The organism is Rhodococcus sp. BH4 (assembly GCF_002079265.1).
GTDB classification, from domain to species: Bacteria; Actinomycetota; Actinomycetes; order Mycobacteriales; family Mycobacteriaceae; genus Rhodococcus_F; species Rhodococcus_F qingshengii.
Map to the genome: position 1 here is coordinate 490,646 of NZ_CP014941.1, position 20,378 is coordinate 511,023.

Annotated in this window: 19 protein-coding genes; 13 read left to right on the plus strand and 6 right to left on the minus strand. The window is 62.5% G+C overall.

Annotated elements, in window-relative coordinates:
- Position 1 precedes the first annotated feature (1 nt).
- From A0W34_RS02325 to A0W34_RS02360, 8 genes are all read left to right on the plus strand, one after another.
- Positions 2 to 526 (plus strand): TetR/AcrR family transcriptional regulator, encoded by a 525-nt coding sequence (locus A0W34_RS02325; protein ID WP_232330044.1) that lies wholly within the window; start codon positions 2 to 4, stop codon positions 524 to 526.
- Positions 523 to 2,007, plus strand: a complete 1,485-nt coding sequence (locus tag A0W34_RS02330; protein WP_081557263.1) for a flavin-containing monooxygenase — start codon at positions 523 to 525, stop codon at positions 2,005 to 2,007. The genes A0W34_RS02325 and A0W34_RS02330 overlap by 4 nt, the downstream gene beginning before the upstream one ends.
- Positions 2,004 to 3,719, plus strand: coding sequence for a GMC oxidoreductase (locus A0W34_RS02335; RefSeq protein WP_081557264.1), 1,716 nt, complete (start codon positions 2,004 to 2,006; stop codon positions 3,717 to 3,719). Before A0W34_RS02330 ends, A0W34_RS02335 begins: the two co-directional genes overlap by 4 nt.
- Positions 3,703 to 4,350 carry a hypothetical protein gene (locus A0W34_RS02340; RefSeq protein ID WP_081557265.1) on the plus strand — a complete coding sequence of 216 codons (648 nt, stop codon included), beginning with the start codon at positions 3,703 to 3,705 and terminating at the stop codon, positions 4,348 to 4,350. Before A0W34_RS02335 ends, A0W34_RS02340 begins: the two co-directional genes overlap by 17 nt.
- Positions 4,351 to 4,636: 286 nt before the next feature.
- Complete coding sequence (locus tag A0W34_RS02345; protein ID WP_003943517.1) at positions 4,637 to 5,191, plus strand: Fur family transcriptional regulator; 555 nt, start codon at positions 4,637 to 4,639, stop codon at positions 5,189 to 5,191.
- A 31-nt stretch (positions 5,192 to 5,222) separates the two neighbouring features.
- Complete coding sequence (locus A0W34_RS02350; RefSeq protein WP_081557266.1) at positions 5,223 to 6,674, plus strand: catalase; 1,452 nt, start codon at positions 5,223 to 5,225, stop codon at positions 6,672 to 6,674.
- Between the two features lie 269 nt (positions 6,675 to 6,943).
- Positions 6,944 to 7,630: an HAD family hydrolase gene (locus A0W34_RS02355; protein WP_064073526.1), complete on the plus strand. Its 687-nt coding sequence runs from the start codon at positions 6,944 to 6,946 to the stop codon at positions 7,628 to 7,630.
- Between the two features lie 6 nt (positions 7,631 to 7,636).
- Entirely contained in the window at positions 7,637 to 8,626 is a 990-nt protein-coding gene (locus A0W34_RS02360) for an LLM class F420-dependent oxidoreductase (protein ID WP_007732341.1), read from the plus strand.
- Here A0W34_RS02360 and A0W34_RS02365 read toward each other — a convergent pair.
- Positions 8,523 to 9,902 carry a sensor histidine kinase gene (locus tag A0W34_RS02365; protein WP_042446646.1) on the minus strand — a complete coding sequence of 460 codons (1,380 nt, stop codon included), beginning with the start codon at positions 9,900 to 9,902 and terminating at the stop codon, positions 8,523 to 8,525. The two genes, A0W34_RS02360 and A0W34_RS02365, sit on opposite strands and share 104 nt — an antisense overlap.
- Complete coding sequence (locus A0W34_RS02370; protein WP_042922831.1) at positions 9,899 to 10,603, minus strand: response regulator transcription factor; 705 nt, start codon at positions 10,601 to 10,603, stop codon at positions 9,899 to 9,901. Before A0W34_RS02370 ends, A0W34_RS02365 begins: the two co-directional genes overlap by 4 nt.
- 167 nt (positions 10,604 to 10,770) lie before the next feature.
- Here A0W34_RS02370 and A0W34_RS02375 point away from each other — a divergent pair, with 167 nt between their 5' ends.
- The 3 genes from A0W34_RS02375 to A0W34_RS02385 all read left to right on the plus strand — a co-directional run bounded on the left by A0W34_RS02375 (position 10,771) and on the right by A0W34_RS02385 (position 14,123).
- On the plus strand, positions 10,771 to 11,235 hold the full coding sequence (locus A0W34_RS02375; RefSeq protein ID WP_081557267.1) for a light harvesting protein subunit alpha: 465 nt from the start codon (positions 10,771 to 10,773) through the stop codon (positions 11,233 to 11,235).
- 220 nt (positions 11,236 to 11,455) lie between these two features.
- A complete protein-coding gene (locus A0W34_RS02380) occupies positions 11,456 to 12,259 on the plus strand; it encodes a metal-dependent hydrolase (RefSeq protein ID WP_007732353.1) in 804 nt (267 codons plus the stop codon).
- Positions 12,260 to 12,377: 118 nt separating this feature from the next.
- The gene (locus A0W34_RS02385) at positions 12,378 to 14,123 is read left to right on the plus strand and encodes a cholesterol oxidase substrate-binding domain-containing protein (protein ID WP_039973296.1); all 1,746 of its coding nucleotides are present in this window, start codon (positions 12,378 to 12,380) and stop codon (positions 14,121 to 14,123) included.
- Between the two features lie 5 nt (positions 14,124 to 14,128).
- Here A0W34_RS02385 and A0W34_RS02390 read toward each other — a convergent pair whose 3' ends face one another.
- Together A0W34_RS02390 and A0W34_RS02395 are read right to left on the minus strand one after the other, a co-directional pair.
- Positions 14,129 to 14,797, minus strand: coding sequence for a DUF6891 domain-containing protein (locus A0W34_RS02390; protein ID WP_081557268.1), 669 nt, complete (start codon positions 14,795 to 14,797; stop codon positions 14,129 to 14,131).
- 134 nt (positions 14,798 to 14,931) lie between these two features.
- Positions 14,932 to 16,548 (minus strand): DHA2 family efflux MFS transporter permease subunit, encoded by a 1,617-nt coding sequence (locus A0W34_RS02395; protein WP_081557269.1) that lies wholly within the window; start codon positions 16,546 to 16,548, stop codon positions 14,932 to 14,934.
- Between the two features lie 120 nt (positions 16,549 to 16,668).
- Here A0W34_RS02395 and A0W34_RS02400 point away from each other — a divergent pair, with 120 nt between their 5' ends.
- Positions 16,669 to 17,145: a MarR family winged helix-turn-helix transcriptional regulator gene (locus tag A0W34_RS02400; protein ID WP_003943458.1), complete on the plus strand. Its 477-nt coding sequence runs from the start codon at positions 16,669 to 16,671 to the stop codon at positions 17,143 to 17,145.
- Between the two features lie 57 nt (positions 17,146 to 17,202).
- On the opposite strand, the gene A0W34_RS02405 is transcribed toward A0W34_RS02400, so the two are convergent.
- Positions 17,203 to 18,234: an ABC transporter substrate-binding protein gene (locus tag A0W34_RS02405; protein ID WP_003943522.1), complete on the minus strand. Its 1,032-nt coding sequence runs from the start codon at positions 18,232 to 18,234 to the stop codon at positions 17,203 to 17,205.
- Positions 18,235 to 18,423: 189 nt separating this feature from the next.
- Between A0W34_RS02405 and A0W34_RS02410 the strand changes: the two genes are divergently transcribed.
- On the plus strand, positions 18,424 to 19,980 hold the full coding sequence (locus A0W34_RS02410) for an acyl-CoA synthetase (protein WP_058038249.1): 1,557 nt from the start codon (positions 18,424 to 18,426) through the stop codon (positions 19,978 to 19,980).
- Position 19,981: 1 nt separating this feature from the next.
- Here the strand turns inward: A0W34_RS02410 and A0W34_RS02415 are convergent, their stop codons facing one another.
- Positions 19,982 to 20,335, minus strand: coding sequence for a VOC family protein (locus A0W34_RS02415; RefSeq protein WP_081557270.1), 354 nt, complete (start codon positions 20,333 to 20,335; stop codon positions 19,982 to 19,984).
- Positions 20,336 to 20,378 lie beyond the last annotated feature (43 nt).

Genomic DNA, 20,378 nt, shown 5'->3' on the forward strand with positions numbered 1-20,378 from the left:
GATGCGTGGGCGCCTCCTCGACGCCGCCGTCGAATCGTTGGTCGAGCTGGGCTACGCACGGACCAGCACGCAAGAGATCGCCCGCCGCGCAGGCGTCTCGCGGGGTACGCAACTGCATCATTTTCCGACCAAGGAATCGCTGGTCGTCGCGGCCGTCGAGTATCTGGTCGACAAGCGGCTGGAAGAATTCCTCACCGTTGAAGTGGATCGTGGTCGAGGCCTCGAGGTCCTGTCGGACGCGTTCTCCGGGCCGCTGTTCTATGCCGCCCTCGAATTGTGGGTCGCGGCGCGGACCGATCCCGTTCTGCATGCGGCGACGGTGCCCCTCGAACGCAAGGTGAGTGAGGCGCTCGAGTTCGGCAGCGCCGAGTTGTTCGGTGATCGGTTCGACTCCGAGTCGGTCGAACTCACCATCGAACTCGTTCGTGGGCTTGCCGTCTCAGCCCTGTTTCGTACATCCGAAGCCGACGACGCGCTCAGAGCGCGACTGTTGCCGGCCTGGCAATCCCGAGTGGAGAAGAAGTGAAGCTTCCCGAACATGTCGAAACGCTGATCGTCGGTGCCGGATTTGCCGGTATGGGCTTGGCCGCCAGAATGCTTCGCGACAATCGCGCTGCAGACGTCGTGTTGATCGAGCGTGGAGCTGACATCGGCGGCACTTGGCGCGACAACACCTATCCAGGCTGTGCCTGTGACGTGCCGACGGCGTTGTACTCGTATTCTTTTGCGCCGAGCGCCGATTGGAGTCATACCTTTGCTCGTCAACCCGAGATCTACAACTATCTGAAGAAGGTGGCCGCAGACACCGGCATCGTGGAACGCGTAGTCCTGAACTGCGAACTCGAAGCTGCTGTGTGGGACGAGGATGCGGCGCTGTGGCGTATTCGGACATCTCGAGGGTCGTTGACGGCCAAAGCTCTGGTCGCCGCGACCGGAGCGTTGTCGACGCCCAAGATCCCGGATTTTCCCGGTCTCGACCAATTCTCCGGGACCACTTTCCATTCGGCGACGTGGAACCACGAACACGAACTGCGCGGCGAGCGCGTAGCCGTGATCGGAACGGGAGCGTCGGCGGTTCAGTTCGTTCCCGAAATTGCCGACCCTGCTGCCCATGTCACCGTGTTCCAGCGAACTCCGGCCTGGGTGATCCCTCGGATGGATCGCACCCTGCCTGCTGCACAGAAGGCCGTGTACTCGCGGATTCCCGTTACACAGAAGGTGATTCGAGGGTGGGTTTACGGCTTCCGCGAGCTACTCGGCGCCGCGATGTCGCACGCGACGTGGGTGCTGCCTGCCTTCGAGGCGGCCGCGCGCCTCCATCTGCGCAGACAGGTGAAAGATCCGGAGTTGCGCCGGAAACTGACTCCCGATTTCACGATCGGTTGCAAGCGCATGCTTCTGTCCAACGACTGGTTGCGCACCCTTGACCGCGCGGACGTGAGTCTGGTCGACAGTGGGCTCGTCTCGGTCACCGAAAACGGAGTGGTCGACGCACGCGGAGTCGAGCACAAGGTCGACACCATCATCTTCGCCACGGGGTTCACGCCGACGGAACCGCCTGTTGCGCATCTGATCACCGGAAAACGTGGCGAGACGCTGGCCGCACATTGGAACGGTAGTCCCAACGCGTACAAGGGTACTGCGGTCAGCGGGTTCCCGAATCTGTTCCTCATGTACGGTCCGAACACCAACCTCGGACACAGTTCGATCGTGTACATGCTCGAGTCCCAGGCCGAGTACGTCAACGACGCCTTGAACACCATGAAGCGAGAGCGGATCGATGCCCTCGACGTGAACGAGACGGAGCAGGTGCACTACAACAAGGGAATTCAGCACGAGTTGCAGCACACGGTGTGGAACAAGGGCGGATGCTCGAGTTGGTACATCGATCCGGAGGGGCGCAACTCGGTGCAGTGGCCGACGTTCACTTTCAAATTCCGTTCGCTGCTGGAGCATTTCGATCGGGAGAACTACTCCGCTCGCAAGATCGAAAGCGTCGAGGCATGACCGCGACGCACTACGACGTGGTGGTTATCGGTTCGGGATTCGGTGGCAGTGTCGCCGCTCTTCGCCTGACGGAGAAGGGCTACCGTGTCGGGGTGCTCGAAGCCGGTCGACGGTTTGCCGACGACGAGTTGCCTGAAACCAGTTGGAGACTTCGAAAGTACCTGTGGGCGCCGTGGATCGGATGTTATGGGGTTCAGCGCATCCATCTTCTTCCGGATGTGCTCGTGATGGCGGGGTCCGGCGTCGGAGGTGGGTCGTTGAACTACGCCAACACGTTGTATCAGCCACCCAATCGGTTCTTCGAAGACCGTCAGTGGGCGCACATCACTGACTGGCACGACGAACTGGCGCCGTACTACGACCAGGCCAAACGGATGTTGGGTGTTCGCACCAATCCGTCCTTCACTCCTGCCGATGCGGTGATGAAGGACGTAGCCGAAGAGATGGGCGTGGGGGAGACCTTCACGTCCACCCCCGTCGGGGTTTTCTTCGGGGAGGCAGGAGTTTCCGTGCCGGACCCGTTCTTCGGCGGAAAAGGACCCGAACGCACAGGTTGCACGGAATGCGGGGGATGTATGACCGGCTGCCGAGTCGGTGCGAAGAACACGCTGGTCAAGAACTACCTCCATCTCGCCGAGCAAGCGGGCGCCAGGGTTCATCCGCTCACGACCGTCACCGACCTTCGGCCGGCGGCAAGCGGTGGTTACCGCCTGCTCGCGAGGCGAACGGACGGCGTCCGCCGGCGAGAAGTTCGGTTCACCGCCGATCAGGTGGTGGTTGCCGCCGGAACGTACGGAACGGCGAGACTGCTGCTCGGTATGAAGGAATCCGGTGCCCTGCCGGGCCTGTCGGACACTCTCGGCACCGTCGTACGTACCAATTCCGAAGCCGTACTGGCCGCAACGTCGAAGTCGCGTCGACGGAACTTCACGCAGGGCGTAGCCATCACGTCGTCCTTTCACCCGGATGATCACACGCACATCGAGCCGGTGCGATACGGCAAGGGCAGCAATGCAATAGGACTTCTGCAGACCGTCCTGAGTGACGGCGGTGGGCGAACTCCCCGGGTGCTGAAGACTCTGGCAGTCGCGGCCCGACACCCAGGAGCGTTCTTGCGGTCGTTGTCGGTACGGAACTGGTCCGAGCGAACCGTCATCGCGCTGGTGATGCAGACCGACGACAACTCCCTCGAACTTTCCAAGAACACCAAACGATTCGGGCGCTCCCTCACCAGTAGACCGGGACCGGGCGATCCACCTCCTCAGTGGATTCCGCAGGGTCATACAGCCATTCGCAAGGTCGCCGAGAAGATCGACGGCGACCCGGGTGGTTCCATCGCCGAGATCGTGAACATCCCGATGACGGCACACTTTCTGGGTGGCTGCGCGATCGGTGACAGCGCGTCGAGTGGCGTCGTCGATCCGTATCTGCGTGCATACGGTCATGAGGGACTGCACGTCATGGACGGTTCGGTGGTGAGCGCAAATCTCGGAGTGAATCCTTCCCTGACCATCACTGCGCAGGCGGAACGAGCGTGCGCGATGTGGCCGAACAAGGGTGGCGCGGACGCCCGCCCGAAGACCGGCGAGCCATACGTACGTATCGATCCGACTTTGCCGTCCGATCCGGTGGTGCCGACGCATGCACCAGGCGCTTTGCAGCTTCCCCTGACCATTCGAGCTGAGAAGGTGTCCGATGTGGAGCGTGCCTGAATCGACAAGTGACCGCGTCGATTGGCCGGTGAGTGATCCGCCGCCGTGGCCGGCTCGCGTTCGCGCGACACTGTGGTGGCACCGCAGTACGTCGGCGGCACGCGAGCTCGGCCCGGATGGTCGAACGATTCCGATGACGGTGGCCATGATGGTGGACTACCTCGATTCGCCGGTCGGCCCGTATCGCGAGATCCTCGCCAGTCCGGTCTTGCATGCGCCAGGGAAACGGATCGGGCCTATGCCGCGGATGGCGGTCCCTTTCATCGCGGTGGATTCGGAACCGTCGGTGCACGGTGGGCGAGTCCACTGGCAACTACCCAAGGTTCTGGCCGAGTTCGACGGAGACGTGCAGCAGAATTTCACTGCAACCGGCGACGGATGGCGGGTGCGTTCGGATACGCGGATGCTCGGGCCGCGTCTGCCGATTGCCGGGGCGTTGGGATTTGCGCAGCCGGAGTCCGGTGGAGGTCTGGCGATCGCGTCGGCAAGGCTGACGGGATCGTTCCGATACGCGCGCGTGAGCGTCGAGGCAGAGGGGCAGACCCTGCCGGACTGGTTGGCTGCGGGCACCCATCACGGCGTCGTGATTCTGGGCGGAAAAATGACTACGGGAGCGGCCAGGCGTCGGTAACGGGGGTTTGACCTGCGAAAAAGCGACCAAGGCCGCCCGTCAGTGACCGGGCGGCCTTGGTCGTGTGGTGTGAAAGTCAGGTGTCGACGTCCCACAGGCGCCTCTCGGCGGGTGGTCGCTCGCAGCGACAAAAGGGGTGGGGCCCGGGGCTTGTTCGGACGCCGACAGGGTGTTCAACGGCGGTCTCCCCGGATTTGTTCCCGTCCTTGATATGTGACACCGGTCTCGATTCAACTTAGGCAATCCTTTTCTTGACTAATTCCAGAAAAGCGGCATACTGGGAAACATGCGAGACGGAGAGCATGACTTCGACCCCCGAGCGCAATTGCGCGCCGTCGGGTTGAGGGTCACTGCTCCGCGCCTCGCCGTGCTGGATGCGGTTACAGCCCAACCGCATTCAGACGCCGATTCTGTTGCAGCACTCGTGCGGCAGCAGCTCGGATCGGTATCCACACAGGCCGTTTACGACGTGCTGAAGGCATGCGTGAACGCAGGATTGCTGCGACGCATCGAGCCGGCGGGTTCGCCCGCACGGTTCGAGACGAGGACTGGTGACAACCACCATCACCTCGTCTGTCGCGGCTGCGGCAAGGTCGTCGACGTCGATTGTGTTGTCGGCCAAGCTCCCTGCCTCGAACCTTCCGATAATCACGGCTTCGAAATCGACGAAGCCGAGGTCGTGTTCTGGGGCCGTTGCGAAGATTGCCTGAAGAATTCTGCCGAATCCGACACCGAGTCGGACGCGGTCTCGCAGAATCGAATTGATGCGTCCAGAACCTCCGAGTCAGCCACCTCGCATGCAGCCCATGCGTTCGACTCGGATGCAGCCCCGCTCCTCTGACGCCCAGCCCACAACGCTAGGAGGCTTCGCCATGACCAAGCCCACCACCAACAATTTCGGTATCGCGGTCGCAAGTGATGACGAATCGCTGACCGCGGGTATTCAGGGGCCGGTGCTCCTTCACGACCACTACCTGATCGAGAAGCTCGCGCAGTTCAACCGCGAGCGTGTCCCGGAGCGCATCGTCCACGCCAAGGGCGGCGGCGCTTTCGGTGAACTCGTCATCACACACGACGTCAGCAAGTACACCAAGGCCGCGTTCCTGCAGCCGGGTAAGAAGACCGAGTCCCTCGTCCGCTTCTCCACCGTCGCCGGTGAGCAGGGCAGCCCGGACACCTGGCGCGATCCGCGCGGTTTTGCGATGAAGTTCTACACCGAAGAGGGAAACTACGACCTCGTCGGCAACAACACCCCGGTGTTCTTCATCAAGGACGCCATCAAGTTCCCCGACTTCATTCGTTCGCAGAAGCGACTGCCCGGCTCCGGTCTTCGTGACCACGACATGCAGTGGGACTTCTGGACTCTGCGTCCCGAGACCGCTCACCAGGTGACCTGGCTGATGGGTGACCGCGGTATCCCGAAGACCTGGCGCAACATGGACGGCTTCGGATCGCACACCTACCAGTGGGTCAACGCTGCGGGTGAACGCTTCTGGGTGAAGTACCACTTCAAGACCGATCAGGGCATCGAGTTCCTGACGCAGGCCGAAGCAGACAGCCTCGCCGGTAGCGATCCCGACTACCACCGCGCGGATCTGTACAACGCCATCGAGGCCGGTAATTTCCCGAGCTGGACACTCAAGGTTCAGATCATGCCGGTCGACGAGGCCGAAGGCTACCGCTTCAACCCGTTCGACCTCACCAAGGTCTGGTCCCAGAAGGACTACCCACTGATCGAGGTCGGCAAGTGGACGCTGAACCGCAACCCGGAGAACTTCTTCGCGCAGATCGAGCAGGCTTCGTTCGAGCCGTCGAACGTGGTGCCCGGCATCGGATTCAGCCCGGACAAGATGCTTCTCGGCCGCGTCTTCTCCTACGCCGACGCACATCGTTACCGCATCGGCACCAACTACGCCGACCTGCCGGTCAATGCCCCGAAGAACGAGGTGAACTCCTACTCCAAGGAGGGCGCCATGCGTTACAGCTTCAATTCCCCGTCGACGCCGGTGTACGCACCGAACTCGTACGGCGGACCGCATGCCGATCCGTCGGTTGCCGGTGACGAAGGACTGTGGGCGTTCGACGGCAAAGCAGTGCGCGCCGGATACATCGAGCACGCCGAGGACGGCGACTTCACGCAGGCCGGAACGCTGGTCCGTGAAATTCTCGACGACGCAGCTCGTGAGCGCCTGGTGAGCAACATCGTCGGCCACGCCCTTGCCGGCGTCAGTGAGGAAGTTCTGTTGCGTGTCTTCGAGTACTGGAAGAACGTCGACGCAGATTTGGGCAAGCGCGTCGAAGAAGGTGTACGCGCAGGTCAGTGACCCGCTGACATGAGCATCGCTTAGGTCTACCGAATGCGGACCGCTGCAAGGGAAATCACTTCCCGGCAGCGGTCCGTTTCCGTCTACCCAACTACAGAAGCGCAAACCAATAGACGAAGCATGCGAGAAGGAATACAACGACTGACTCCATGACGACACCCCTGTTCGACGTTCACTTCTGCTGTTCGCACTCTCCATGATCCGCTTCTCGAGCTGAGAATGCTCGGGGCACAAGTTTCGCGAACCGAGGTGTTGGGCAGTCAATTCCCATGGCAATAGGTGCGGTTCTCTTCGACATCGACGGAACGCTCGTCGATTCCAACTATCTGCACGTAGAAGCGTGGTCGCGAGCTTTCTTCGAGGTAGGTCGCCCGGTCGACGCGTGGCGGGTACACCGCAGCATCGGCATGGACGGAGACCAACTACTGGAGTCCTTGCTCGGCGAAGACATCGACGGGTGCGGACCGCGAGCCAAAGAACTTCACACCACGTACTACCGGCAGTCGGCCGACCGTCTCCGAGTACTGCCGGGAGCGCGCGAGTTGATCCGCCGAGTTCACTCGCTCGGACTGCACGTGGTGCTCGCTACCTCGGCGCCGGACGACGAACTGAAGTTGCTACGCCGGACGCTCGACATCGACGAAATGATCTACGCCGCCACCTCTTCGGAATCCGTCGACGAGGCCAAACCTGATCCGGACCTGATCGAGGTCGCGCTCGCGAAGGCAGGTGTCGACGCGGGCGATGCGGTCATGGTCGGGGATGCCGTCTGGGACATGAAGGCGGCGACATGGGCGGGCGTTGTGGCTGTGGGAGTGCGCAGCGGCGGCATGTCGACCGACGAACTCGAAGGTGCGGGTGCGGCTGCCGTGTACGACGACGCCCGCGACCTCCTCGACCACCTCGACGGCAGTGTGATTTCCGAACTCGTTTCAGGCCTAGATACCGGGAGTTGATCAGTGATGGCACGATTCGGCTACACCTTGATGACGGAGCAGGCAGGTCCGAAAGAACTGGTTCGCCATGCAGTTCGGGCCGAAGAAGTCGGCTTCGACTTCGAAGTGATGAGTGATCACTACTCGCCGTGGCTGACCGAGCAGGGGCATGCACCCTACGCCTGGTCGGTGCTGGGGGCAGTCGCCCACGCCACCGAGCGAGTCGGTTTGATGACGTACGTGACTTGTCCGACCGTGAGGTACCACCCCGCCGTCGTCGCTCAGAAAGCTGCGACGATCCAGATCCTCGCGGACGGACGCTTCACCCTGGGATTGGGAAGTGGCGAGAGCCTGAACGAGCATGTGGTCGGCGAGGGTTGGCCGTCCATCGACACCCGCCAGGACATGCTGCAGGAGGCGGTGAGCATCATTCGCGCACTGCTCGCCGGAGATCTGGTGAGCTGGAAGGGGGAGTACTTCGACGTCCAGTCCGCCAGGATCTGGGATCTCCCCGAGAACCCGGTTCCGCTGGCGCTGGCCATGTCCGGAGACAAGTCCGTCGAGCGTTTCGGTCCGATGGCCGACGATCTGATTGCCGTGCAACCGGATTCGGAGCTAGTGCACTTGTGGAAGCATGTGCACGGCCGAGCATACGGATTGGCTCCCGCAGGCCGGACCATCGGTCAGATTCCGATCTCGTGGGACCCTGATCGCGACACGGCAATTGCACGAGCTCATCAGCAGTTCCGGTGGTTCGGCGGAGGGTGGTCCGTGAACTCCGAACTGCCGACGCCGGCGAGCTTCTCGGGTGCGACTCAGTTCGTGCGCAAAGAGGATGTAGCTGAAAGCATTCCGTGTGGTCCCGATCTCGATGTGATCGTCGAAGCGGTCAAGGCATACACCGACGCCGGATTCACCGATGTGGCACTGGTACAGATCGGTGGAGATACCCAAGACCGATTCTTCGACGAGGCGGCCAAGCCGCTGCTCGAGGCTCTGCACGTCGAATTGGGTTGATCGAGAAGATCAATCGAGTTCCGCCGAGTGGGCTCTTGTCGAGTCGCGCGCTACCGCCGTGCAGCCTCGCCTGCTGCGCGACGAGGGCCAGTCCCAAACCGCTTCCGGCGTCGCCCGCACCGGTACCACGAACGAATCTCTCGAACATCGCTTCGCGTTCCGAAGGCGCGATCACGGTGCCGTTGTCGTCGACGAAAACCGTCGCCGAACCCGTCGCAGCCCCTGATCGGACGGTGATCTCGACTTCGTCGGCATTGCCGTGCCGAACGGAATTGGTGACGGCGTTGGTCAGCACCAGACGGATACCCGCGGGAAAGGCCTGAACCGAAAGTTCTTCCGGTGCTTTCAAACGAACGTCGACCTGCGGGTGCAGACGGCCTGCGTCAGCAACGGCGCGATCGGCAACCTCCACGAGATCGACGTCGGCACAATCCTCGGGATCGGCCACGTCACCCAGGGCTAGAGTCTCGAGGTCGGTCAGGGTGCGCTCGATCTGGCGCTGCGCTTCCAACAATTCGCCGGACAGTTCGCGCCGTTGGCTTTCCGTGAGATCGAGTGTTGCGAGAACTTCGAGATCGGTACGCATCGACGTGAGAGGTGTGCGCAGTTCGTGGGCGGAGACGCGAGCGAAATCGCGTGCCGACTCCAACGCCTCCTCGGTGCGGCTTCGATCGCTTTCGATGCGACTGAGCATGCTGTGGATTGCCTCCGACAGTTCTTCGGCTTCTCGCGTTCCACGTACCGACGGTGCCCGGCGCGAGAGTCCGTCGACGTCGAGGTTGTTGCCGATCGAACTGGTGGTCTCGGTCAATTGCTGTAGTGGCCGGACGGCTCGGCCGGTGAGGAACCAACCGAGCCCGGCCGCGGCAAGGATGGCGACCACTGCTGCAGCGGCCACTTGGAACTGCTGCTCACGGATTGCCTGGGTCAGTGGGTCTTCGGGGATGCTGACGGCCAGTGCGGCGCCGCTGTCGCCGGGCACCAGAACATCACGACTGCGAACATCGGTGGTAGCCAAGGCGCTGACGGTCGCGGCGTTGAATCCGGGGCTGACCACGGATGGTTCTGTTGTTGCAGTTGGTGTTTCGATGAATAGCGGGCTCGGCGCACTCGCCGCGACGCCCAGGGTGACGGAATCGAGAGTGCGTTCGAGTTGTTCGGATCCGTTGACACGCAGAAAGACCGCGAACGCAATTCCGATCGCGGCAATCACGATTCCGGCGGCCAGGCCCGAGGCGATGGCTACGCGAGTCTGAAGTGACAGCGGCCGCTTCATCGTTCGGCCCTCAGGACGAAGCCCACCCCACGCACTGTGTGGATCACGCGGGGAGTCCCGTCGACTTCGAGTTTCTTGCGTAGATAGGTGACAAAGACGTCGACGACATTGGTGTCGGCAGCGAAGTCGTAACCCCAGACGAGTCGCAGGAGTTGTGCGCGACTGAGTACGACACCGGCGTGCTCGGCGAGTACCGACAACAGGTCGAATTCTCTTTTGGTGAGTTCGATTCGTCTACCGTCGATGTGCGCTCGATGGCCACGGAGATCGACCGTCAGCGGTCCCACCGTGATCGGATGGTCGACCGACGGGGTGGCTCGCGTCGTGCGTCGAAGCAATGCGCGGAGTCTGGCGACGAGCTCGGCCAACTCGAAGGGCTTGGTGAGGTAGTCGTCGGCGCCCGCCTCCAGCCCCGCGATGCGATCACCCACGGAACTTCGGGCGCTGAGCACGCAGATCGGAACCTCGTTGCCGATCGCGCGCAGGGCGGTCACCACCCCGACGCCGTCGAGGCCGGGCATGTTGACGTCGAGAACGAGCGCGGCCGGGCATTGCTTGTTCACCGATGACAAGGCCGATCGTCCGTCGACGGCAGTTGCCGTGTCGAAGCCCGACAATCGGAGTCCACGTTCGAGCGAATTCAGAACCTTCGCGTCGTCGTCAACGATCAGGATGCGCTCGCGTGTACTCACCCCAGCCATGGTGCCATCGGATCAAGGCCTGGGGCCTCGCTCGGAGCGAGGGCCGTCGCATTCTCATCAACTCCTAAGAAACCGACAACAGATCTGCAGTGTTGGCTTCATAACCTCGGGTTTCTCGGATGCGACCGCGCCGAGAACTCGAGAACGTTCGATCAAGGAGAACTACGATGACGCGATTGAAAGTGAACGGCAAGCGGGCCCGCCGTACCGGTGTGGTGGTGGCGTCCGTGGCGGTCCTCGGTATGGCAGTGGCGCCGGGAATCGCCTGGGCTTCCAATCCGATTTCCGACGGGTCACCGGTGGCGGTGCGGTCGATCGCGACCGCTCCGTCCGAGTTGGGTGTGGCTCCCGAAGTAGCGTGTGGTGTCGCGGCGCCGATTTCCGACGAGGAGCTGCAGAAGCTCATCGACGAGGGGAAGGTCGTGCGCGCGGAGGAGGCCGGTACGGCCGCAGTCACTATCGAAGTGCCGAGCGAAGCTGCGACATTCGTTGCGCGTGAAGGGGTGCCGGCGTTGCCGACCGTCGAGTGGGCTCCGACGACCGAAGGTGTTCCGGCAGAGGTGCTCGACATGGCAGGCGTCGCTCCGCTGGAGGAGGGCGTTGCCCTGTCATGCACGGTTGCCACGGGCTGACGAGCGAAAAAAGCTCCGCATGAACCGCTTTGACCTGGAACGGTACGGCCGTACTCAACTGGGTCTGGAGGTTGGTCAAGCCTGTCGGTAGCACTTGCTACGTTCGGGGCGGTCTCGGCGAGCATGCCGGGGCCGTCGCCGACGGCGTCATGTGTGTGGTGTCTTGCAGAGGGTGCGGTACGGCCTGATGCGGGGCGCGTTTCGAAAGGTGTTGTGTTTCATGGTCATGGGCCCCACCCACGCGATGTCCGGTGCTGCTGTGGGGTTGGTGGTTGCGGAGTTGTTGCCTCTCGACTGGGGAGGGCCCACATCCACTGCGGAAACTTTGACCTTTGCCGGAGTGTGTGCCGGAGCCGCCTTGCTTCCCGACCTCGATACCGGTCAGTCGACGGTTTCGCGATCATTCGGTCCGCTCAGCAAGGCTCTGGCCAAAGGCATCGACGCAATTTCGGTGACCTTCTACCGCATCACCAAAGGCAAGAAGGACGGCAAGCGTCGTGGTGGGCATCGGACGCTCACGCACACCGCGCTGTTCGCCGCCGGGTTGGGTGCCGGGGTCTCGGCGCTGGTTGTTCAGTTCGGGAAGCCAGCCATCATCATCACCCTGTTCTTCTGCCTCGGGTTGGCCATCCGTGGATTGGCGGGTGAATTGGCCAAGGAGAAGGGTTGGCTCGCGGTCTCCGCCGTTGCGTTGGTGCTCTCTGCCCTCACCTGGCAGTGGTATCCGAGTGAGGCTGGATCCACGGGGCTAGGTGTTGCGGTGGCCTTGGGCTGCGCCACGCACTGTCTCGGCGATGCGATCACTAAGGAAGGGGTGCCGTTTCTCGCGCCCCTGATTCCGCTCGGCGGCAAACGATGGTGGGAACAACGGCTGCCGTCATTCCTGTCCATCCGTGCAGGTGGGAACCTCGAGAAGATCCTGATCGGGCCGGCGTTGACGGTTCTGACTGCCTGGTTGATCATCAGTGCGTTCGACGGTGCCCCGGAAGCGATCTACGCGGTCTTCGCTCCGATGGTGCAGTGAGCTTCGGAAAACTTTTATTACGGAACCACTGGCATCGTAATCATATTTGTTCTACGTTCGTCCCTGACATGAACCGAGTCGGCTGACGGAGTGAGCAGTGGTGCATCAAGCAGAGCGCATGGCAGAGCACAGCTCGAGCGAAGACGGTGTGAGCCGGCGCGGATTTCTCGCAGCGAGTGCCGGCGCAGCTGCTCTCGCGGGCATTTCCTGGGCGCCGGCTGGAGCAGTTCCCTGGGGTTCGGCATCGACCATCGCGCCACCGCCCGGATTTCCGTCGGACATTCCGTTGTCACAGCAGGCGTACGCGAACTGGTCGCGAGAAATCATGCTCGACAGCGTGTGGACGGCCACGGCACGTCACAGCGATGACGTCGTCACCCTCGCCAACTGGGCGTTCGACAACGGGTACACAGTGCGTGCGAAGGGAACGATGCACGGGTGGAGTCCGTTGACGGTGGTGCCCGGCGCGCCTTCGGATCGAGTTCTGCTGGTCGATACGATGGCCAAACTGAATTCGGTTGTGGTGCAGCACGGCACGCCCGCAACGGTCACGGCGGGCGCCGGCGCCAGTATCGAAGCGATTCTGACAGCGCTCGAGCGAGAAGGGCTCGGCTGGGCCAACTCTCCGGCGATCGGTGAGCTGTCCATCGCCGGCGCGCTGGCGATCGGTGCTCACGGGGCAACCTATCCGGCTGTGGGGGAGACGATCACCCCTGGTCAATCGTATGGTTCGCTGAGCAACCTGATCACCGAGATCACGGTGGTGGCGTGGGAGGAAGGCATCAATCGGTACGCACTGAAGACATTTCACCGATCGGACGTCGAGAGCACCGCCTTCCTGGCCCATCTGGGTCGAACCTTCGTCACCTCCGTGACGCTGCAAGCCGGGGAGAATTATCGGCTGCGGTGCCAGAGTTTCACCGACATTCCGTGGCAAGAACTCTTTGCTGCTCCCGGGTCGCCAGGGCGTACCTACGAGAGTTTCGTCGAGAAATCCGGACGGGTGGAAGCAATCTGGTTCCCGTTCACGCAAACACCGTGGCTCAAGGTCTGGACACCGACCCCGGTCAAACCGCCGGAGTCCCGAGAGGTGAGCGGGCCGTACAACTACTTCTTCTCCGACGCGATTCCCGAAGAAGTCACCACCCCGTTGGGGATGGTGGCACAGGGTCTCCAAGCTGCGACGCCGCTGTTCGGCGCCTCTCAGTTCGGCGCTGTAGCAGCAGGATTGGTGCTGACTGACACCGACGATCTCTGGGGTTGGTCGAAAGACGTTCTGTTCTACCTCCGGCACACGACCTTGCGCGTCGTAGCCGGGGGCGGAGCCGTGATCACCAAGCGGTCCAACATCGGCCGAGTCGTCCACGAGATGACGAGTTGGCTGAACGAACGAATGACGCACTACGCGTCGCTGGGGCAGTATCCCGTCAACATGCCGTTCGAAGTGCGTCTCTGCGGTGTCGACGATGACGGCGAGGTGTTGGTCGACAGCGCCGGAGTGCCGGACCTGTCAGCGGTGCGGCCGCGGGCGGATCGTCAGGACTGGGACACAGCGATCTGGATGAACGTGGTCTCGATTCCCGGCACCGCGGGATTGCCTGCCTTCCTTCGCGAAATGGAACGGTGGATGGTCGCGAACTACTCCGGCGATTACGCGACCTTCCGTCCGGAGTGGTCCAAGGGGTGGGCATTCACCGATCAGGCGGCGTACCAGGACGACGAATTCCTCACCAGCACAGTGCCTGCCACCTTCCGTGCCGGTGGCGACGGGAATTGGGACTTCGCTCTCGCCACTCTCGACGAACACGACCCACACCGCGTCTTCAGCAATACGTTCCTCGACCGCGTATTGCCACCCAGCTGAATCTCCTACTGCGGAAGCGGTTTGCGCCAACATACGTCGGTGACACGGATACGCTGATTGTTGTCACCGTTCCAATCGACGCTCAGCCCCTGAGTTCGGAGTGCGTCGGCTACCTGGCGCCCGACGGTCTGATCGGTGTGCGCGATCATGTGTGCCTTGGCGGTTTCGTCGCCGCCGAAGGCAGCGGCGACCAGCGCGGGATCGAGATCGTGGGCCGGACGAAACGCACTGTAGGACAAGTAGAGATCGGACGGCTCGTCGCCGAGACGCTCCGCATCTTGCATGTGGAAGAACGTGTACGCCCACTGAGCAAAGGGATACCCGTTCTGGTCGGGTTCGGACGGCGTGCGTTCGTCGTCGATTTCGGTAGTGCCGCACTGCATGCAGCAGGTGAAGTTCATCCGGGCCACGATGCCGTTGCGTTCGAGTTCGGCGAAGGCTGCGGAGAGGCGCTCGAAGTCTCCGGGAGCCGTCCACTGGGTCTGCTCCTCGAGTCTGTGGTCCCAGACCTCACGCACTACTGCGTCGATCTGACTGCCGAGTTCGTCGTTCTCGAAGCCGCCCTCGACACAGTCTCGGGCGGCTTCGCAGATTTCGTCGAACGTCGCGAAACCTGGGACTACCAGTTCGCGTGCTTGCTCACGTACGGCGACGATGTCGGCCTCACTGAGCACCGGTGCTGACCGTGACTGTGCAGACCGTGACTGTGATGACCGTGACTGTGCTGACCGTGACTGTGCTGACCGTGACTGTGCTGACCGTGACCAGGGCAATCGCATACCGGCACCGTACTGCACCGATCCGACCGTCAGGCGACGTCGGCTGCTGCTTTCGTTTCCTCCTCGTTTGACGGGGCAGGCTTGTTCGGGATGAGCGCCGTGGCGATCAGGCCCACCACGACAAATCCGGCCGCAAGGTATCCGCCGAGTGTGATGCCGTGAGTCATCGCAGATTGGGCAGCGTCGGCGACGAAGGCAGTGTTCGGTAAACCGGCCAGCGAGTCGATGGCGGCGCCTGCGCTGTCGGTGACTGCCCGCGTCAACTGATCAGCCTGAGCTTGGTCGACACCGGATCCGGTGAGGTCGTTGTTCAGCGTCGAATTGAGAGTGCTGAAGAAGACCGTGGTGAGGACAGCGATGCCCAGTGCGGATCCGAGTTGGCGGAACGCGCTCTGAATGCCGGAGCCTTGACCGGCGCTCTGCTCGGGAATCTCCTCGAGCACGACGTTGGTCACCTGGGCAGTCGCAAAACCGACGCCGATTCCGTAGAAGAACAGCACTGCGGCGATAGTCCACCAGGGGCTGTCTGTCGCAGCGATGAATCCGAGGCCGGCGAGACCGAGCGCTTCGAGAGCCAGGCCGATACGGACCAAGCCCAACGGCGAGACCTTCGATGCCAGCCCGAAGCTCGCACCACTGGCGACAAAGCTGCCGATGGCAATGGGAACCAGCGCGAGCCCTGCCTGGAGGGCGCTGTATCCGAGCGTGAACTGGAGCCAGAGAGGAAGCACCGCAACGATTCCGAACTCGCCGAGTCCGATGATCAGCGTCGCGATGTTGCCGTTGCGGAACGACGAGATGGAGAACAACCGTACGTCCATCAGTGCCCGCGACGGATCGGCGCTGCGGGTGAGCATGGTTTGACGGTAGGCGAACGCACCGAGCGACAGAACGGCGAGAACCAGCGCCACCAGAACCGGCGACGGTCCGCTAGACCATGAAAGACCGAACAGATCGAAGGGTTCCTTCGTGGTCAGCCACCCGTACGTTCGTCCCTCGACGAGGCCGAAGGCCAGCAGGCCGAGCCCGGCGATGGACAGTGTTGCTCCGGTGGCGTCGATGCGCCCAGCGGTGCGGGGTGAGGGCGCGATGAACAGCACTGCGCCGATCAGAATGAGCGCAGCAAGCGGAATGTTGATCCCGAATGCCCAACGCCATGAGGCATGTTCGGCAAGCCAGCCGCCGAGCAATGGGCCGAGGGCGGATGCAGCGCCGATGGTGGAGCCCCAGACCGCGAAGGCCTGGCCGCGCGCCTTTCCGGTGAACATCGCGTTCAGAAGCGACAGTGACGTGGGCAGGATCATGGCCGCGCCGGCGCCCTGCAGGAAGCGCGCCAGGATGAGCAGACCGCCGTTCGGCGCCAGTCCGGCCAGCAGGCTCGTTGCGCCGAACACGACGACACCGGCGATGAAGATACGACGGGCGCCGACCAGGTCGGCAACTCTGCCGACCAGAAGCAGGAGTGCCGCGAACACGATTGCGTAGGACTCTTGGATCCATTGAGCCTGAACGGAATTGATCCCGAGATCTTCGATGATCGAGGGAACTATGACGTTGACGATCGTGGTGTCGACGACGATCAGTGCCACGCCGAGTGCAATGGCGATCAGGCCCAACCACTTGCGGGTGGTGGGTGAGATGTTCACGAATAAACCTCCATTGTGAAGTAACTTTATTATGAAGGTATATTTGAGGCGGTAAGTTGTCAACGTGCGCGCTGGGTTCGACCGGCCGCCGTCTGGCACAGGAAAGGTGGGATCACCGAGGTGGAAGCACCGCGCGACATCTCCGTGGAGCGGGAGCGGCTGATGGACGAATTCCGCGCGTACGGTGGCACGTTCACCGAATTCAGCCATCGATTCGCGTCGTGGCTCGGCCTGCATTCCACCGACGCGACTGCCTTGATGGAAATCACCGCTGCCGAGGAGAAGGGGACGCCGCTCTCACCCGCCCGCCTCGGAGAGCGGATCTCGCTGACGTCGGGTGCAACCACCGCGTTGCTCAACCGCCTGGAGAAGGCGGGACATATCGTCCGGACCCGAGAGAATGCCGACCGGCGAGTGGTCACGCTGCACAGCAGTGCGCATGTGCAGGACCTGGCGGACGAGTTCTTCGGGCCCCTTGCCGTGCGACTCGACGCCATGATGGCGAAGTACCCGCCCGAACTGCTCAGTCGATTCGAGGAATTTCTCGTCGACCTTCACTCGACGATGAACGAACACCTCGAGCAGGACAACCGCTGAACAAAGAACGCCGCTCGACTCCGGAGAGTCGGGCGGCGTTCTTTGCGCCGGTGACGGCTACTTGCCGAGCTTGGCCTGCAGGTCGTCGAGAACCAGGCCGGCACCTGTCGGGCCGAGGCCCAGGAACCAGGTCTCGTCGCTCACCTCGGTGGCGCGTCCTTCCTTGACTGCGTCCATGCTGGCCCACAGCGGTCCGGCAACAACCGTGGTCTGGCCCGTGTCGGCGGGATTTCCGTAGCTGGAGTAGAAGATTCGGTCACCCTCCGCCTCGGTGATCGTTTCGGGGCTGACCTCGACGGCCAGTTCGTCGATGTCCTGGATCGCCGGGCGGGGCAGGCCGACGTCCTTCAAGATGACGCCGATGAACGACAGATTGCCGTACAGGCGCAGCTTCCCGGACATGAAACGAACCAGTGAAACGGTCGGGGAACCGTCGATCGACTCACGTACCTTGTCGGCGTGCTCTTGGTAGTCGTTGAGAACCTGCTCAGCCTTGGTCTCCTCGCCGAGTGCGTCACCGGCAAGGAGGAAGTTCTCCTTCCACGGAAAGCCGGGGCGGATGCTGAAGACCGTCGGAGCGATTGCCGCGAGTTGCGGGTAAAGCTTGTCCTGGCGCAGCTTGCTGCCGAGGATCAGATCGGGCTGGAGTGCGGTGATCGCCTCGAGGTTGAGGTTGTTGGTCGTGCCGACGTCGGGGACACCGACCAACTTGTCCGCCAGGTACGACGGCTGACCGGCGGCGCTTTCCGGGCTGGCGATGCCGACCGGGGTGATCCCGAGCGAGAGAACCTCGTCGAGTTCACCGCTGTCGAGGACGACGACGCGGGTCGGCTTGGCCTCGAGGGTGGTCTCACCCAGGGCATGGGTGATGGTGCGAGGGAACTCGCCTGGCGCGGCATCGCTGCCGAGCTTCGCTGTTTCCGTGTCGGCGGTGCTGAACAGCTTGCCGCCGGTCGCGACATCGGTGTTGCCGTTTGCGTTGCCGCCGGCGTCGGAAGAGCCGCAGGCCGTAGCGGCAAAAACAGTCGCCAGGGCAACCATGGCGACCCGGACCGACGTGCGGCTCCGGAGAGTGGTGCGTGAGTGCATTAGGCTACCCTACCTTTCGGCTATCGGGCTTGGTCAGGGAGGTATCCGCACCGTTGATGCCAGGTGAGCGGCGCGTCAGGTCTCGCTCAGCGGGACCGCTACGCAATTCGGACTACAGGGTGCGACCAACGTGTTAGCTTCGCGAAAGACCTGTACTGGTAAGCGAAGACGCGTGTAGTGAGGATTTCGATGACCCTGAACATTGCCGATCTGTTCGAGGCCGTTGCCGATGCGATCCCCGATCGAGTTCCCTTGATTCTGGAAGACGTGCGATTGAGCTACGCCGAGCTCGAACTGCGATCGAACCGACTCGCTCATCACCTGCAGTCGGTGGGCGTCGAGCCTGGGCAGCACGTCGGTATTCACATGCGTAACTGCGTCGAGTACGTCGAAGCGCTCCTGGCTTGCTTGAAGATCAGAGCGGTACCGATCAACGTCAACTTCCGCTATACCGATGCAGAACTCCTGTACATCTACACCAACTCTCAAATGGTGGCACTGCTGGTCGAAGAGGAATTCGCGCCGACGGCATTGGCCGTGGTTCCGCAGTGTCCGGAGATCACCCACGTGCTGATCGTCGGCGAAGACTACGAGAACGCCCTTGCCGCGCAGACTGATACCCGCGACTTCGGCCCTCGCAGCAACGACGACCATTTCATCATCTACACCGGCGGCACAACCGGAATGCCCAAGGGTGTGGTGTGGCGGCACGAGGACTTCTTCTTTGCCGCCCTGTCCGGAGCGAACCTCAGCGGGCCGCCGCGTCGTAGCCTCGAAGAGGTTGTGGATGCAGCTGTAGCGAACACCAATCCAACTGTGCTGCTACTCATCCCGCCGCTCATGCATGGAGCCGCAATCTATTCACTGCTCACGGCATTCCTCATGGGAGCGCCCCGAGTGCTGACCCGCAGCTTCGATCCGATGGAAGTGTTGCGACTGGTCGAGGCCGAGAAGATCACCGGAATCACCGTCGTCGGCGACGCGATTGCTCGACCGATCGCCGACGCCATCGCCGCAAGCGAAGGGCGCTACGACCTTTCGACTCTCCAACTGATCGGGTCTGGTGGCGCATTGTTCTCGCCGAACCTGAAGGCAGAACTGACAACCCGACTACCGGGGTTGGTGATCAAGGATGCATTCGGTGCTTCGGAATCCGGCAACGACGGCGTCGTCGAATTCGGTGAGGACGGTTCCAAGCGAATTCGATCCAACCCCAACATGATTCTTGTCGACGACGAATTCCGTCGCATCGAACCAGGCTCGGACACAGTCGGTTTCATCGCCCGGGCCGGCCATGTTCCCGTTGCCTACTTCGGCGACCCGGCCAAGACTGCTGCAACTTTTCCTATCGTCGACGGGGTTCGTCTGGCGGTACTCGGGGACATGGGCACGATGGAAGCCGACGGAACCATCGTGCTGCTCGGGCGCGGTTCGATGTGCATCAACTCCGGCGGCGAGAAGGTCTACCCCGAAGAAGTGGAGCAGGCACTCAAAACTCACCCGGCAGTTTTCGACGCCTTGGTAGCGGGCGCGCCCGACGCACGATTCGGCGAGAAGGTCGCCGCGGTGGTGCAGGTTCGACCGGGATTCGAAGATGTTGCGACGGAATCATTGTCGGAGCATTGCCGCACCCACGTCGCCGGGTACAAGATCCCCCGCTCGATCGTGCTCGTACCAACCATCCTCCGCTCGCCCAGCGGTAAGGCCGACTACCGTTGGGCTCGCGAAACCGTAGCGGGAGCGTAAATCACCTCCCGGCACTTCGGACGACGCACCACTCGTTTCCCTCGGGATCCAGCAGCACCTGAAAGGTGCCGGCCGGGTCCTGCTGGACAGTGCCGACCCGAGTTGCGCCGAGGCGCTCGGCAGCGTCGGTCGCAGCGACGACGTCATCCACACTGACGTCGATGTGTAGACGATTCTTCGTCAGCTTGGATTCCGGTACACATTGGAAGGCGAGGCGAGTCCATCCTGGAGGGTCGACAAACGCCCACTCCGCGCTCCGCTCCACCGGCTGCCCACCGAGGATTCCGGCCCAGAAGGTCGCCAACTGGGCTGGTGCGGAGCAATCCACAACTACTTCATCGACCTGCCCGATCACCGCTTCACAGCTCCGCTGAATTCGGCTGTCACAGCTGCACTCA

Excerpts from the sequence above, each read along its gene's own strand:
- A0W34_RS02325 (WP_232330044.1), top strand. The coding sequence starts at position 2 with ATGCGTGGGCGCCTCCTCGACGCCGCCGTCGAATCGTTGGTCGAGCTG.
- A0W34_RS02335 (WP_081557264.1), top strand. The coding sequence starts at position 2,004 with ATGACCGCGACGCACTACGACGTGGTGGTTATCGGTTCGGGATTCGGT.
- A0W34_RS02340 (WP_081557265.1), top strand. The coding sequence starts at position 3,703 with ATGTGGAGCGTGCCTGAATCGACAAGTGACCGCGTCGATTGGCCGGTG.
- A0W34_RS02345 (WP_003943517.1), top strand. The coding sequence starts at position 4,637 with ATGCGAGACGGAGAGCATGACTTCGACCCCCGAGCGCAATTGCGCGCC.
- A0W34_RS02350 (WP_081557266.1), top strand. The coding sequence starts at position 5,223 with ATGACCAAGCCCACCACCAACAATTTCGGTATCGCGGTCGCAAGTGAT.
- A0W34_RS02355 (WP_064073526.1), top strand. The coding sequence starts at position 6,944 with ATGGCAATAGGTGCGGTTCTCTTCGACATCGACGGAACGCTCGTCGAT.
- A0W34_RS02360 (WP_007732341.1), top strand. The coding sequence starts at position 7,637 with ATGGCACGATTCGGCTACACCTTGATGACGGAGCAGGCAGGTCCGAAA.
- A0W34_RS02365 (WP_042446646.1), bottom strand. The coding sequence starts at position 9,902 with ATGAAGCGGCCGCTGTCACTTCAGACTCGCGTAGCCATCGCCTCGGGC.
- A0W34_RS02370 (WP_042922831.1), bottom strand. The coding sequence starts at position 10,603 with ATGGCTGGGGTGAGTACACGCGAGCGCATCCTGATCGTTGACGACGAC.
- A0W34_RS02375 (WP_081557267.1), top strand. The coding sequence starts at position 10,771 with ATGACGCGATTGAAAGTGAACGGCAAGCGGGCCCGCCGTACCGGTGTG.
- A0W34_RS02380 (WP_007732353.1), top strand. The coding sequence starts at position 11,456 with ATGGTCATGGGCCCCACCCACGCGATGTCCGGTGCTGCTGTGGGGTTG.
- A0W34_RS02385 (WP_039973296.1), top strand. The coding sequence starts at position 12,378 with ATGGCAGAGCACAGCTCGAGCGAAGACGGTGTGAGCCGGCGCGGATTT.
- A0W34_RS02405 (WP_003943522.1), bottom strand. The coding sequence starts at position 18,234 with ATGCACTCACGCACCACTCTCCGGAGCCGCACGTCGGTCCGGGTCGCC.
- A0W34_RS02410 (WP_058038249.1), top strand. The coding sequence starts at position 18,424 with ATGACCCTGAACATTGCCGATCTGTTCGAGGCCGTTGCCGATGCGATC.